Genomic DNA, 13,376 nt, shown 5'->3' with positions numbered 1-13,376 from the left:
CGTCACCACTCGCGGTGCTCGGGCAGCAGCGTGCCGGGGTTGAGCCGGCGGTGCGGGTCGGCGGAGCGCAGCAGCCCGACCATGAGGTCGATGCCGGCCTCGGAGACGTCCTGCTCCATCCACGGAGCGTGGTCGGTGCCCACGCCATGGTGGTGGGACAGGGTGCCGCCGCCGTCGATGAAGGCCTGCTGGATCGCGGACTTGAGGTGCCAGTACTGGTCGAGCGGTGCCTCGGCGCCCTCGGACTCGTCCGCCGGGAACGCGAAGGTGAAGTAGAGGCAGGCGCCCGAGTGGTAGCTGTGCGAGAGGTGGCACATGATGTAGCCGCGCACGCCGAGCCGGTCGTAGGTGTCCTCGGCGGCGGCGACCACGCCCTGGTAGATGCCGCGCAGCCGCGACCACGGGGCCGCGGTCTCCGAGACGTCGGCCAGCGCCCCCATGTCGAGGAGGAAGTCGCGGATGTAGGGCGTGTCGAACTTCTTCTGGTCGTACAGCGCGCCGGGGCCGGTCCCGAGCGGGATGCCGCCGTGTGCGCCGACGATCTTCCCGACCGCCTTGCGCTGGTAGGCCACGTGCTTGGGCGACCCCTCGTAGCCCACGTAGCTGAGGCAGACCTCGTCGAGGTCCCAGCCGCGCCTGGCCAGCAGGTCGAAGATGCCGGTCGAGATCTTGCCCTTGATGCCGGTCTGCTTCTTCTGGGTGGACAGCGAGAACTGGGTCTCGGCAGGGTCGGAGACGCGGGTGATCGAGGGGTGCACGTCCGAGGTGGAGATGTCGTGCATCGCCTCGAGCGCGGAGGCCCAGTTCTGGTAGAGGTAGGCCACCACGAGGCGCTTCTCGGGCAGGCGGTGGACGTGGATCCACACCTCGGTGATGACGCCGAGGCGGCCCTCGGAGCCGATGATCATCTCGCGCACCGACGGGCCGGTCGAGGTCGACGGCAGCGGGCGCAGCGTGACGACCTTGCCGGGCAGCACCGAGCGCAGGCCGCGGGTGATGTCGGCGATGTCGCCGTAGCGGTCGGACTGCATGCCGGAGCTGCGGGTGGCCACCCAGCCGCCCAGGGTGGAGTGCCGGAAGGAGTCGGGCTGGTGGCCGGAGGTCCAGCCGAGCGCGCCCAGCTGCTCCTCCAGGTCGGGGCCGAGCACGCCGGCCTGCACGCGGGCGAGCCCGGAGTCCTCGTCGATCTCGAGGACCTTGTTCATCCGCCCCATGTCGAGGGAGATGATCGGGCGGGTCTCGGCCGGCTGCGGGGTGAGCGAGCCGGAGATGTTGGAGCCGCCGCCGAAGGGGATGATCACCGCGTCCGCGGCGTCGGCGAGGTCGACGACGGCGCGCACCTCGTCCTCGCTGCCGGGGTAGACGACGACGTCGGGCACGCGCGGGAGGTCGCCGGCCCGGACCCGGACGAGGTCCGAGATGCCCTTGCCGTAGGTGTGCACGACCCGGTCCATGTCCTCGACCGTCACGTGCGCGTCGCCGACGGCACCGCTCAGGCCGGCGGCGAGCGTGTCCGGCAGCCGCGGGGCGGGGACGTCGAGGTCCTCGAACGCGGGCGGCGGGGTGCCGCCCAGGGAGAGGTCGAGTCCGACCTTGTCCAGCACGAAGGGGGCGAAGTTGGGCTTGTTGTCGTGGGTGAACGTCACTCCCTCGACGCCCCACCCCCACCACTTCTGGTGCTGGACCTCGGTCACGATGCCTCCTCCTGGCCGCCGGTGCGGCCGCTGCTCCCGGTGCCCGGTCGGGCGACGACGACGTCGGGCGTCCGCGCCCGGTACATCGCCGCCACCTGGGCCTGGATGCGTTCGTTGAACTCCCGGATCCGCTCGCCGCGCCGGGGACGCAGCGGGCGGCCGATCACGACCTTGAGGTGCGGGCGGCCGCGGGAGACGAACGACTGGCCCACCGGCATCGCCTCGTGGAACCCGATGAGGGCGACCGGGATGCAGGGGATGCGGCGCGTGACGCACAGGGCGGCGACACCGGGTTTGAACCGGGCCATCTCGCCGGTGCGCGAGCGCGTGCCCTCGGGGAAGATGAGCAGCGGCACGCCCGCGTCGACCAGCCGCGCGGACAGGCCCGCCTTGCGGCGGTTGCCGGACCGGTCGACGGGGTAGGTGTTGAAGAACAGGGCGGTGAGCGCCCTCGTCACGCGCTTGGTGTAGAACGTGTCGCCCGCGGCGGCGGTGGCGACCCGGCCGGCGTGCTGCCACGGCATGATCGCGTGGATCACGGCGGCGTCGAGGTGCGAGCTGTGGTTGGGGGCCACGACGAACGGGCCGCGCACGCCCTTGAGGTTCTCGCGCCCGACGACGTCGATGCGCGTGACGGTGCGGACCAGCGCGTTGAGCGGACCCTTCTGGGCGGCCACGCGGCCGACCCGCCACAGGCCGGAGGTGTACTGCAGGAGGCTGTCGCCCGCCGCGTCGACCAGTCGGCCCGCCGCCTTGCGGGCGGCCAGCGCGGCCTGGTGGGCGTGCCTCGTGGAGGGCGCGGGGACGGCGTCCTCGCCCGTCCCGGCCCGCTGCACGGGTGCTGCGGTCATCGTCTGCCTCCCTGGATCACGCGGGACACCGCCCGCACCGCGGCCTTGGGCCCCTTCTCGGCCGCGAAGGCGATGATCTTGTAGCGCCACGACGGGACGACCCGGTAGTCGCCCCGCTCGGCCGCATCGAGCGCCTCGACCACGACCTGGTCGGGGTCGAGCCACAGGGCGTCCGGGATCTTCCCCGTCGACATGCCGGCCCGCTGGTGGAACTCCGTGCGCACCCAGCCGGGCATGACGCAGGTGACCGTGACGCCGGTGCCCTCGAGCTCGGTGGCGAGCGACTCCGCCCAGCTGTTCGTCCAGGCCTTGATCGCCGAGTAGTGTCCGGTGGCGATCGTGCCGGAGATCGAGCCGATGGGGATGATGACACCGTGCCCACGGGCGGTCATCGCCCGCGCGGCGGCCGCGCCCGTGTCGAGGACCGCGCGGATCATGAGGTCGATGGCGGCGTGGTGCGGCGCCGTGTCCTCGGTCGCGAGCGGCTCGTAGAGGCCGTGCCCGGCGTTGGCCACGTACACCTCGACCGGACGCTCCTCGTCGGTGAGGCGCTCACCGACGACGTCGGTCCCCTCCCGGGTGGCGAGGTCGGCGACGATCGTCTCGACCTCGACGCCGAGGGCCGTCAGCTCCGCCGCCGTCGACTCGAGCCGGCCCGGGTCCCGGGCGACGAGCACGACGTCGAGCCCCGCCAGCGCGAGCCTGCGCGCGAACCCGAGCCCGATGCCCGACGTCCCGCCGGTGACGAGCGCACGGCCGTGCAGCCGGGCGGTCACGAGCGTGTTCCCCGCACGGCGCGCCACACGGGGGCGAGCCGCGACTCGGCGGTGCCGGTCCAGCTGACGACCGGCCAGCGCCGGGCGCGGGCGAACGCGTACAGGGCGGAGTCCGGGTTGACGGCGGTCGGGTTCCCCACGACCTCGAGCCACGGCCGGTCGGCGTACGCGTCGCCGTAGGCGAACGAGCCGGAGAGGTCCCAGCCGTTCTCACGGGCGGCGCGCACGAGCCAGGCTGCGCGGGCCTCGCCGACGAGCGGGGAGACCTCGAGGTGACCGGTCCACCGCCCGTCGTCGCCGACCTCCATCCGACCGGCCTCGATGTGGTCGAACAGGTCGTGGAGCGGCTCGACGAAGACGTCGATCTCACCGGTGACGAGCACGGTGCGGTGACCCGCTGCGCGGTGCTCCGCGATGCGGGCGAGCGCCTCGGAGTGCAGGTTCGCGCGCAACGACGGTGCGAGTCGCTCCTGCACGAGCCGGCGCATCCGCTCGTCCGGCACGCCGGCGTAGCGGCGCATGACGCTGCGGATGAACTCGCCGCGGTCGTGCCGGTCAGCCGTGAGGAAGCCGGGGGCCTTGGAGACGACCTCGAGGACCGACCTCGGCCAGGAGCCGGGCGACTTCGCGGTGAGCTCGGCCCACAGGAGGTGCTCGACCGGCGTCGAGCGGGCGATCGTGCGCTGGAGGTCGAAGACGGCGACGACGTCCTCGCGCCGTGCGAGGTCCGCCCCGGCGGGCGGCCGCACGCCCTGGGAGGCCGACCGGCGATCGCGCATGAGCCCGGGCACGTTGGGGATGTGGACGTCCTGCAGGTAGACCCGCCAGTCGATGTCGGTGACGTCGAACCCGAACTCGGCCCGACGCTCCTCGGGGAGCGAGTGGTGGAGCTCCCGCGTGCGGCGGTCGTCGAAGATGACCTCGGTCTGCGTGTAGGGCTGGTAGAGCTCGGTGAACTTGCGCAGGGTGCGCAGGTCGCGGCCGGCCTTGTAGATGGTCGACGACCAGGCGCGCGACCGGTTCGACCCCGGCAGCGCGGAGACCGCCCTGTCGGCGAGCTCGACGAGGCGCTCGCGCCGGGCGAGCCCCCGCTCCACCGCGCGACCGTGGGGGAACGACCACGAGGGGACCGTGACCTCGGACCCCTCGGCGTCGGAGAGCGGGTGCTCCTGGAAGTACTCGCGCACGAGGGAGTAGAGCCGGCCGAACCGCAGCGGGTTCGTCAGCCCCGACCCCACCTGGTAGTACGCGGGTTCGCCACGCTCGGGCGGCGCGGCGGCGGCCGCGAGGATCGCACCGACCACGAAGTCGACCGGGATGACGTCGAGGACCGTGTCGGCGAGCGCCGGGAACTCCGGCAGCAGGCCGCGGCCGTAGGCGGCGATGAGGGGGTCGGCCACCTTGAAGCCGTCGATCCAGCCCGGGTAGGGGTGGCGGAGGGCGGACTCGATGATGGTGGGGCGGACCACGGAGAGCCGGTGCCCGGCACCCCAGCGGCCCTCTGCCACCCGCTCGCCGAGCGCCTTGGTGAACGTGTAGACGTCCGGCCAGCCCAGGGTGCGGGCCCGGTTGCGCCCGGCGGCCACGAGCTCGTCGCGGACGGCGGCCTCGCGGGCCTCCTCGGCGGCGGCGGAGACCGCCTGCGCGCCGGCCCGTCCGTGCTCCTTGGTCGCCCTGTCGAGGAGCCCGCCGAGCCGCTCGGCGTCACGGGAGGCATGGTCGGCGCGCGTACGCGCGACCCGCGAGGCCTCGAGCTCGGTCTCCCAGTCGACCTCGTGCTCGAGGGACGTCTCCTCGGAGACACCCTTGCGCAGGCCGGCGACGTAGGACGTGGAGACGTGCACGACGTGGGGATCGGCCCCAGTCGCGGCGATCGCGTCGTAGAGCGCGACGGGGCCACCGACGTTGGACGCGAACGCCTCGTCGATGGGCAGGTCGAAGGAGACGGTGGAGGCGGAGTGGACCACCACGTCGAGGTCGCGCGGCAGCTCGGGCACGTTCCCCAGGTCGCCCTCGAGGACGGAGACGCGCTCCGCCAGGGCGCGCTCGACGCCGTCGTCGCCGACGCTCTCGCGCCAGGAGGCGAAGACGGGCTTGCGGGTGAGGCGGCGGATCCGGTCGGCGCCGCTGATCTCCCCACGGGGGCGGACGAGCAGCGTCACGCGCGTGGTGGGGTACGCCGAGAGCAGTCGCTCGAGCACGGCCTGGCCGACGAAACCGGTGGCCCCGGTGATGAGGACGTGCGCCCCGTCCAACGGTTGAGTCACGCAGGCACTCTACTGGCCCCGGGCGGGCCCGCGAGGTCCCCGCCGGTCGCGAAGGTCACGCGCGGTCCGCCGGAGTCGCGGCGGACTGCGCCTCGCCCGTCCTCGCGCGGCCGACGGGGAGACCGGCCCGTGCGCGGGTCCCGGGGTGCGCGACTACGATCGTCGGCGCGGACCGCACGGCCCGCGCACGAGGCCCCGACCGGAGGAAGGCGCACGACATGGGCGTCACCGACGCTCCCCAGTGGCTCCCCGCCGCCTTCGCCCGCAGCGCCGCGGCCGTCGGCGCGACCGCACCCGCCGTCGAGCTCGAGGAGCACGCCCGGGACCTGCTCGCCCGGTGGTCGGCACCCGGCCGCCACCACCACGGGGTCAAGCACCTCACCTTCGTGCTGATGAAGGTCGACGAGCTCGCGCAGGAGACCCATCACCCCGACGTCGTACGGCTCGCCGCCTGGTACCACGGGGTCGTGTTCTCGGTGGCCGAGGAGCACGCCTACCGCCGCGCCGCCGGCGAGGACGAGGTGGCGTCCGCGGACGTGGCGCGCGCGGAGCTCGGCCGGCTCGGCGTGGCCGACGACGTCGCGGACCGGGTCGCGGAGCTCGTCGTCCACCTGCGCGGTCACGAGGGCGACCGCGGGGACATCGACCAGCTCGCGCTCGCCGACGCACACCTGGCGGTGCTGGCGAAGCGTCCCCAGGAGTACCGCGCCTACCGGGAGACCGTGCGCGCCGAGTACGCGCACATCCCCGTGCGCCACTACGTCCAGGCCCGCCTGGCGATCGTCGAGGCGCTGCTCGGGCGCCGGCGGATCTACGCCAGCCCGATGGCGGCCGACTGGGAGGACGCGGCCCGCGAGAACCTCACGTCGGAGCACGAGATCCTCCGCTCGGAGCTCGACGGTCTCGGCGCATCCGGGCCGGAGGGTGACGTCGCGGCGGCCGAGGCGGGCGTCGCAGCGGATGAGGCCGGCGGCCGTCCGGCGGCCGAGCACCCGATGCGCGTGCACCCGGACCACGATCTGCACCCGGACCAGCCTGGTCGCCGGCCCGAGGCCGACCGTCCCGGGACGTTCCGCCCCGCACCGGTGCAGCCCGCCGACGCGGCCGAGCCGGAGCCCGCGCGGGTCCCGATCGCCGACCGGCTGCCCGGCACCACCCCCGGCCCCGGACCTGGCCCAGGCCCAGGCCCCGGCCGTCCCGCGGACCGGCCCGGCCCGCTCACCTCGACCCTCGAGATGGGGCCGGACGAGCTGCTCGCCCGCCCACGAGCCGGAGGTGCCCCGCTCCCCCCGCCGCCGAGGCCGTCCCCGCCAGTCCGTCCGACCGAGCCCGAACGCGACGAACCGACCGAGCCCGCCCGCCCGGGCGAGCGACGCGTCCCGACGGACCTTCAGGAGTCCGCCCCGACGCCCGACGACCTCACCACGCGCTCGGGCATGGAGCGCGGGCCCGACGACGCACCCCGCCGTCGGCGTCGCTGACCGTCCGCGCGCCGGGACGGAGCCGCGCCCGGCCGTGCCGAGCCGTGCGGGCCCGAACCTCGCGGTCCGAGACTCGCGGGTCCGGCGCACGCCGAAACGGATCTGTCGGCACGCCGTCTCCACAGCTCGTCCCACGACCACCCTGTCCACCGGTGGGGCGTCGGCGCGCGGCGCCACGTCCGGCGCGTTCGTAGCGTCACCCCCGTTGGCCCCGCACCGGGCGGGGCCGGGACGGGGGAGGTCATGGCACGGTTCCAGGTCGACAGCGGCGAGGTCGCGACTGCGGCGGCGCAGGTGCGCACCACGGCGAGCTCGGTGCGCGGCGAGGTCGCCGCGATGATGGCGCACCTCGTGGCGCTGCAGAGCACGTGGACGGGTGGCGCGTCGGTCGCGTTCGGCACCTGCTCGGACCAGTGGCGCACGGTGCAGTCGCAGGTCGAGGCGAACCTCGACCAGATCTCGCTCGCGCTGGACTCGGCCGCGCGCGGGTACGACGAGGCGGAGACTGCGGCGCACGGCATGTTCGCGGTGTGAGCCGGGCGGCGCGGCCGGCTCGGACCCGCCGGCCGCACGGCCCCCTAGCATCGGGGCATGGCCCTCCTGGTGGACGACCCGCTGTGGCCCGCCCACGGCACCACGTGGTCGCACCTCGTCTCGGACGTCTCGCTCGAGGAGCTCCACGCGTTCGCGCGGGACCAGCGCCTCCCGCCGAGGTCGTTCGACCTCGACCACTACGACGTGCCGGCCGGCGCGCTCGACGCCCTGGTCGCTGCGGGAGCCGAGCGGGTGGACCGCCGCACCCTGCTCCGGCGCCTGTCCGGCTCGGGGCTCCGGGTCGCGCTCGTCCGGCGCACCGAGGAGCGGCGCCGGCGGCTCGTCGCCGACCTGCGCGCACGCTGGGCCGGCCTCGGCGAGCGCATCGCCGGGGTCGGCGCGACCGACGCCTGGGTCGGGCTCGGTGACGACCTTCTCGAGCGGTGGCAGGAGCCGCACCGTCGGTACCACGACGTGCGGCACCTCGACGGGATCCTGCTCGACCTCGACCAGCTGGCGGCCGACGGCGCGGAGGTCTCCCCCGCCGTCGAGCTGGCGGCCTGGTTCCACGACGCCGTCCACGGGGGTCGCACGCCGGACGACGAGCGGGCGTCGGCCGAGCTCGCCTCCGCCGCGCTCGCCGACCCGGCGATCGGCCCGGCCGGCTCCCCCGGGCTCGCGGACGAGGTCGCGCGGCTCGTGCTGACCACGGCGGAGCACGCGGGAGGCGACCGCGACGCCGCGCTGCTCGGCGACGCCGACCTGGCGATCCTCGCCGCGCCCGCGGGCCGCTACGCCGAGTACGCCGCGGACGTCCGGGCCGAGTACGCCCACGTGCCGGACGAGGACTTCGCGTCCGGCCGCGCCGCGGTCCTGCGGGCGCTCGCCGAGGGTGGTCCGATCTTCTCGACCCCCGAGGGTCGTGCCCGCTGGGAGGAGCGGGCCCGGGTCAACGTCGCCGCCGAGATCGCCGAGCTCGGGACGAGCAGCACGGATCCGGCCGGCTAGGTCGGGGGCCGCGGATCCGATCGGCTGGGTCGGGAGCCGCGGATCCGACCCGCGACGTACGTCAGACCGGCCGGTGCGCGCGCCCGCGCACGCCACGCACCCGGTGCGGACCGGGACGTTCCCGCTCGGGCGGTCAGGCCCCTCGCGGGAGGCCGAGCGGCCGGGGCGAGGACGCGGGGAAGCCCGTGACGACGAGGGCGATCGACAGCCCGAGCATGAGCAGGCAGCCGGCCACCCAGTCGCCGGTGAGCCCGTAGACCCGACCGAGCACCACCGGGCCGAATGCGGCGATCGCGTAACCGACCGACTGCGCCATCGAGGACACGCTCCGGCCGTGGACCACGTCGACCGGCCGCACCGCCACGAGGGTGAGGCCGAGGCTGATGCCCATCCCCTGCCCCGCGCCGGCGACGATCACCCACACGAGCCACGCGTCCGGGGCGACGAGCAGTCCGACCATCCCGATCGCCCACCCCGCGCCGGGCACGGGGGACGCCCGGCGGTAGCTCCCCAGCAGCCGCACGACGACGGGGGTGGCGAGCGCCCCGACGACGCCGAGGAGGAAGTAGACGGTGAGCGCGATCCCGCCGTCGGAGCGGCTCGCCTCCGCGCGATCGGCGAGGATCGAGGGCAGCCAGGCCGCCGCGGAGAAGAACAGGGTGGACTGGAGCCCGAAGAAGGCCGCGAGCCACCAGCTCGACCCCTCGGCCCACGCGGACCGTCGCTCCGGGTACGTCTCCACGCTCGGCCGCACGAGGGCTTCGGGGTCCGGCGTCGATCCGGTTGTCTTCGTCGCCTCGGGTTCCGGCGTCGATCCGGTTGTCGTCGTCGTGCCGGCCGGGTCGGCGTCCTCCCCCGAGGTGGCCCGCACCCGGACGGCCCACAGGAGGACGGCCACTGCGATCGGGGCCGCGAGCAGCGCGAGCGTGGCGCGCCAGCCGAGCCACTGCTCGAGGTCGACGGCCACGAGCGAGGCGAGGGCGGCCCCGGTGGACAGGGCGGCGGTCGAGACAGGCATGAGCGTTCCGACGCGCGTGGGAACGTCCCGACGGATGACGACCGGCTGGAGGACGTTGGCGATCGTGATCGCGGCGCCCACGAGGATCGTCCCGGCGAACAGCACGACCGCGCCGCCCCAGGGCCGGGCCGCCACCGCGACCCCGAGCAGGATCAGCCCGACGAGCATGAGCCGGTCCACCCCGAGCCGGCGCACGAGCGCGGGCACCACGAGGCCGACGAGGGAGAAGCAGACGAGCGGCACCGACGTCAGGGCGCCGGTGACCGCCGGGCCCATGCCGAGGTCGGACGCGATGACGTCCTGGATCGGCGGGATGGCCGTGATCGCCGGTCGCTGGTTGAGCCCGATGACGAGGACGGCGACGACGAGGAACGCCACGCTCGCGCCGCGCGGGAGGCGGCGGGACGGGCCGGTCGGTGCGCTCACCCGGCGCACCTCGGCCGGTCCGCCGGCGCGCGGCGGTCGGAGGTCGGGCCCGTCACGGCTCCGGCGCGCCCTTGACGGCCAGGACCGGGACGTCGGCCTTCATGAGGATCTGCTGGGCGTTCGAGCCGAGGATGAGCTTGCTGACCTGGGAGCGCCGGCGCAGCCCGATGACGATCATGTGGGCGTCCTCCGCGCGAGCCACCTCGACGAGGTCGTCGGAGGGGTCGTACCCCCGCACGAGCGTGCGCACCTCGTGCTCGACGCCCGCCGCCTCGAGGTCGGCGCGCACGCGGTCGAGGTCGTCCTCGAAGCGGGCGGCCTCCGCGGGGTCCCACGTGCGACCGCCGTGCTGGGAGCTGACGACGAGCAGCTTGGCACCGCGGACCCGGGCCTCCTCGGCGGCCCGACGCAGGGCGGAGCGCCCCTCGGGCGTCGGCACGTAGCCCACGACGATCGACACGGGACATCCTCTCGGTCGCGGCCGCCGACCGGCGGCCCGGTCGCATCATACGAACGCTCCGACCGCCTCCGTGCGCCGCCGATCTCTGCCACGCTGGGCCGATGAGCCTGCGCCCCCGTCCTGCCGTCGCCGTCGCGGCAGGTCTGCTCGCCCTCGGCCTGGCCTCGTGCGCCGACGACGCCCCGGTCGGGCCCGCCGGGACCGCCGGCGAGGAGGTCCCCGTCGAGACCCCCGACGCCGACGACGCCGACGGCGTCACCCGCTCCACCGCGGCGGACGGGCTCTCCCTCACGGTCGAGCTCGACACGACGGGCGCGGCAGCGGACCCGGCGCAGCCGTCGCTCGAGGCGGTCTACGAGGTGACGAACACCGGCGCGGCCGACATGCTGCTCGTCCGCGGCATCGGCACCGCGAACCCGACCGCCGAGGACCTTGCCTCCGACCCGGCCGCGATCCCGTCCGCGGTCGAGGTCGAGGGCGGGGTGGCCTGGCTGACGAGCCGGGCCGCGCCGCAGACCGTCGTCCCGCTCAACGCCCGCGGCATCGTGCTCGCCCCCGGCGAGACGTACGTGGGCCGGGCGTTCGCGCCGCTCCCCCTCGAGCTCGCCGACGGATCGCGCACGCCGAGCTCGTGGGGCGTGTGCATCGAGCACGGGACGGCCGCCGACGGCGGCGCGACGACCTCCGGCAGCGGGCCGGACCTCGGCACGGCCCCGAACCACGACGGGTCCGGCGAGCATCCGCTCGTCCTGCTCGACATCGAGCCGCTCCCCGGGATCACCGCCGACCCGACACCGATCACCGTCCTGTGCTCGGCCACCGCGCAGATCCTCCCCGCCCACGCGCTGGCGGACGACGCCTGACCGGCTCCTCCTGACTGCCTGCTCCTGACGAGGCGGCGCTGACCGGCCGGCCCCGACGGCCTGGTCCCGGCCACTCCCCGGACGGACGACGGCGGGCCGCCTCCCGCGAGGGGAGACGGCCCGCCGTCGACGTGCTGCCCGGGTGGGCTCAGCGGATCAGAAGCCGCCCATGCCACCCATGTCGTCGCCGCCCGGGACGGCCGGGGCGGCCTTCTCCGGCTTGTCGGCGACGATCGCCTCGGTCGTGAGGAACAGGCCCGCGATGGACGCGGCGTTCTGCAGCGCCGAACGCGTGACCTTCACCGGGTCGTTGACGCCGGCGGCGAGGAGGTCCTCGTAGTCGCCGGTCGCGGCGTTGAGGCCGTGGCCCGCGGGGAGGCCGCGCACCTTCTCCGCCACGACGCCGCCCTCGAGGCCGGCGTTGACCGCGATCTGCTTGAGCGGGGCGTCGACCGCGGTGCGGACGATGTTCGCACCGGTGGCCTCGTCACCCTCGAGCGCGAGCGACTCGAGCGCGGTGGCCGCCTGGATGAGCGCGACGCCACCACCGGCGACGATGCCCTCCTCGACGGCAGCCTTCGCGTTGCGGACGGCGTCCTCGATGCGGTGCTTGCGCTCCTTGAGCTCGACCTCGGTGGCCGCGCCCGCCTTGATGACGGCGACACCGCCGGCGAGCTTGGCGAGACGCTCCTGGAGCTTCTCGCGGTCGTAGTCCGAGTCCGAGTTCTCGATCTCGCCGCGGATCTGCTGGACGCGACCTTCGATGAGGTCCGCCTCGCCGGCGCCCTCGACGATCGTGGTCTCGTCCTTGGTCATGACGACCTTGCGGGCGCGACCGAGGACGTCGAGGTCCGCGCTCTCGAGCGTGAGGCCGACGGTCTCGGAGATGACCTGGCCGCCCGTGAGGATGGCCATGTCCTGCAGCATCGCCTTGCGGCGGTCGCCGAAGCCGGGCGCCTTGACGGCGGCGGACTTGAACGTGCCACGGATCTTGTTGAGAACGAGCGTGGTGAGCGCCTCGCCCTCGACGTCCTCGGCGATGATCGCCAGCGGCTTGCCCGACTGGATGACCTTCTCGAGCAGCGGGAGCAGGTCCTTGACGCTGGAGACCTTCGACTCGACGAGCAGCACGTAGGCGTCCTCGAGGACGACCTCCTGGCGGTCCGCGTCGGTGACGAAGTAGGGCGAGAGGAAGCCCTTGTCGAAGCGCATGCCCTCGGTCAGCTCGAGCTCGAGGCCGAAGGTGTTCGACTCCTCGACGGTGACGACACCCTCCTTGCCGACCTTGTCCAGGGCCTCGGCGATGAGCTCGCCGATGGCCGGGTCGCCGGCGGAGATCGCGGCGGTCGCGGCGATCTGCTCCTTGGTCTCGATCTCCTTGGCGTCGGCGAAGAGGCGCTCGACGACGACCTCGACGGCCTTCTCGATGCCGCGGCGCAGCGCGATCGGGTTGGCGCCGGCGGCGACGTTGCGCAGGCCCTCGCGCACGAGCGCCTGGGCGAGCACGGTGGCGGTGGTGGTGCCGTCACCCGCGACGTCGTCCGTCTTCTTGGCGACCTCCTTGACGAGCTCGGCGCCGATCTTCTCGTACGGCTCCTCGAGCTCGATCTCCTTGGCGATCGAGACGCCGTCGTTCGTGATCGTGGGGGCGCCCCACTTCTTCTCGAGGACGACGTTGCGGCCCTTGGGGCCGAGGGTGACCTTGACGGTGTCGGCGAGGACGTTGAGCCCACGCTCCATCCCGCGCCGGGCCTCCTCGTCGAAAGCGATGCTCTTGGCCATGCTGGTGTGTTCCTCCACGGTGTGGTGGCGTTCCGGCCGAGGTGCCCGCGACGGACGACCGCCGCGCGACGCGCTCATGTCCCGCGTCGGCGGACGGCCTCACCGGGCCGGTGGATTGTCACTCTCGGGTCGAGAGTGCTAACTCCGAGTCTGGCACTCTCGATGGTCGAGTGCAAGGAGACCGGGGCGTGGCCCCGCCGCGCGAGCGGCGCACGT

General features: G+C 74.4%; 11 protein-coding genes. 4 read left to right on the top strand and 7 right to left on the bottom strand.

Features of this window, described 5'->3' with window-relative positions; all coding sequences use genetic code 11:
• Positions 1 to 2: 2 nt before the first annotated feature.
• Genes ACZLMO_RS01085 through ACZLMO_RS01070 form a run of 4 tightly spaced genes read right to left on the bottom strand, consistent with a single transcriptional unit; the run spans position 3 to position 5,588 of the window.
• Complete coding sequence (locus ACZLMO_RS01085) at positions 3 to 1,694, bottom strand: FAD-binding oxidoreductase (RefSeq protein ID WP_425714435.1); 1,692 nt, start codon at positions 1,692 to 1,694, stop codon at positions 3 to 5.
• Positions 1,691 to 2,545, bottom strand: coding sequence for a lysophospholipid acyltransferase family protein (locus ACZLMO_RS01080; protein ID WP_425714434.1), 855 nt, complete (start codon positions 2,543 to 2,545; stop codon positions 1,691 to 1,693). Before ACZLMO_RS01080 ends, ACZLMO_RS01085 begins: the two co-directional genes overlap by 4 nt.
• Positions 2,542 to 3,321 (bottom strand): SDR family NAD(P)-dependent oxidoreductase, encoded by a 780-nt coding sequence (locus ACZLMO_RS01075; RefSeq protein ID WP_425714433.1) that lies wholly within the window; start codon positions 3,319 to 3,321, stop codon positions 2,542 to 2,544. Before ACZLMO_RS01075 ends, ACZLMO_RS01080 begins: the two co-directional genes overlap by 4 nt.
• The gene (locus tag ACZLMO_RS01070; protein WP_425714432.1) at positions 3,318 to 5,588 is read right to left on the bottom strand and encodes an SDR family oxidoreductase; all 2,271 of its coding nucleotides are present in this window, start codon (positions 5,586 to 5,588) and stop codon (positions 3,318 to 3,320) included. The genes ACZLMO_RS01075 and ACZLMO_RS01070 overlap by 4 nt, the downstream gene beginning before the upstream one ends.
• A 218-nt stretch (positions 5,589 to 5,806) precedes the next feature.
• On the opposite strand from ACZLMO_RS01070, the gene ACZLMO_RS01065 reads away from it, so the two are divergent.
• The 3 genes from ACZLMO_RS01065 (at position 5,807) to ACZLMO_RS01055 (ending at position 8,611) form a co-directional block, all read left to right on the top strand.
• On the top strand, positions 5,807 to 7,069 hold the full coding sequence (locus ACZLMO_RS01065; protein ID WP_425714431.1) for an HD domain-containing protein: 1,263 nt from the start codon (positions 5,807 to 5,809) through the stop codon (positions 7,067 to 7,069).
• A gap of 243 nt (positions 7,070 to 7,312) precedes the next feature.
• Entirely contained in the window at positions 7,313 to 7,603 is a 291-nt protein-coding gene (locus ACZLMO_RS01060; RefSeq protein WP_425714430.1) for a WXG100 family type VII secretion target, read from the top strand.
• A gap of 57 nt (positions 7,604 to 7,660) precedes the next feature.
• Positions 7,661 to 8,611, top strand: a complete 951-nt coding sequence (locus ACZLMO_RS01055; RefSeq protein WP_425714429.1) for a DUF4031 domain-containing protein — start codon at positions 7,661 to 7,663, stop codon at positions 8,609 to 8,611.
• Positions 8,612 to 8,744: 133 nt separating this feature from the next.
• Here the strand turns inward: ACZLMO_RS01055 and ACZLMO_RS01050 are convergent, their stop codons facing one another.
• On the bottom strand, positions 8,745 to 10,055 hold the full coding sequence (locus ACZLMO_RS01050; protein ID WP_425714428.1) for an MFS transporter: 1,311 nt from the start codon (positions 10,053 to 10,055) through the stop codon (positions 8,745 to 8,747).
• A 52-nt stretch (positions 10,056 to 10,107) separates the two neighbouring features.
• The gene (locus ACZLMO_RS01045; RefSeq protein ID WP_425714427.1) at positions 10,108 to 10,515 is read right to left on the bottom strand and encodes a universal stress protein; all 408 of its coding nucleotides are present in this window, start codon (positions 10,513 to 10,515) and stop codon (positions 10,108 to 10,110) included.
• 101 nt (positions 10,516 to 10,616) lie between these two features.
• Here ACZLMO_RS01045 and ACZLMO_RS01040 point away from each other — a divergent pair, with 101 nt between their 5' ends.
• Entirely contained in the window at positions 10,617 to 11,378 is a 762-nt protein-coding gene (locus ACZLMO_RS01040; protein ID WP_425714426.1) for a hypothetical protein, read from the top strand.
• Between the two features lie 156 nt (positions 11,379 to 11,534).
• On the opposite strand, the gene groL is transcribed toward ACZLMO_RS01040, so the two are convergent.
• Entirely contained in the window at positions 11,535 to 13,160 is a 1,626-nt protein-coding gene (gene groL / locus ACZLMO_RS01035; RefSeq protein WP_425714425.1) for a chaperonin GroEL, read from the bottom strand.
• Positions 13,161 to 13,376: the final 216 nt, after the last annotated feature.

Source organism: Georgenia sp. G2120 (assembly GCF_055326485.1).
Note: the sequence above shows the minus strand (reverse complement) of the source record. Positions and strands in the feature narration are given on the sequence as shown.

Bases quoted from the DNA above. Each gene is read 5' to 3' on its own strand.
- ACZLMO_RS01080 (WP_425714434.1), bottom strand. From the start codon at position 2,545: ATGACCGCAGCACCCGTGCAGCGGGCCGGGACGGGCGAGGACGCCGTC.
- ACZLMO_RS01065 (WP_425714431.1), top strand. From the start codon at position 5,807: ATGGGCGTCACCGACGCTCCCCAGTGGCTCCCCGCCGCCTTCGCCCGC.
- ACZLMO_RS01060 (WP_425714430.1), top strand. From the start codon at position 7,313: ATGGCACGGTTCCAGGTCGACAGCGGCGAGGTCGCGACTGCGGCGGCG.
- ACZLMO_RS01055 (WP_425714429.1), top strand. From the start codon at position 7,661: ATGGCCCTCCTGGTGGACGACCCGCTGTGGCCCGCCCACGGCACCACG.
- ACZLMO_RS01040 (WP_425714426.1), top strand. From the start codon at position 10,617: ATGAGCCTGCGCCCCCGTCCTGCCGTCGCCGTCGCGGCAGGTCTGCTC.
- groL (WP_425714425.1), bottom strand. From the start codon at position 13,160: ATGGCCAAGAGCATCGCTTTCGACGAGGAGGCCCGGCGCGGGATGGAG.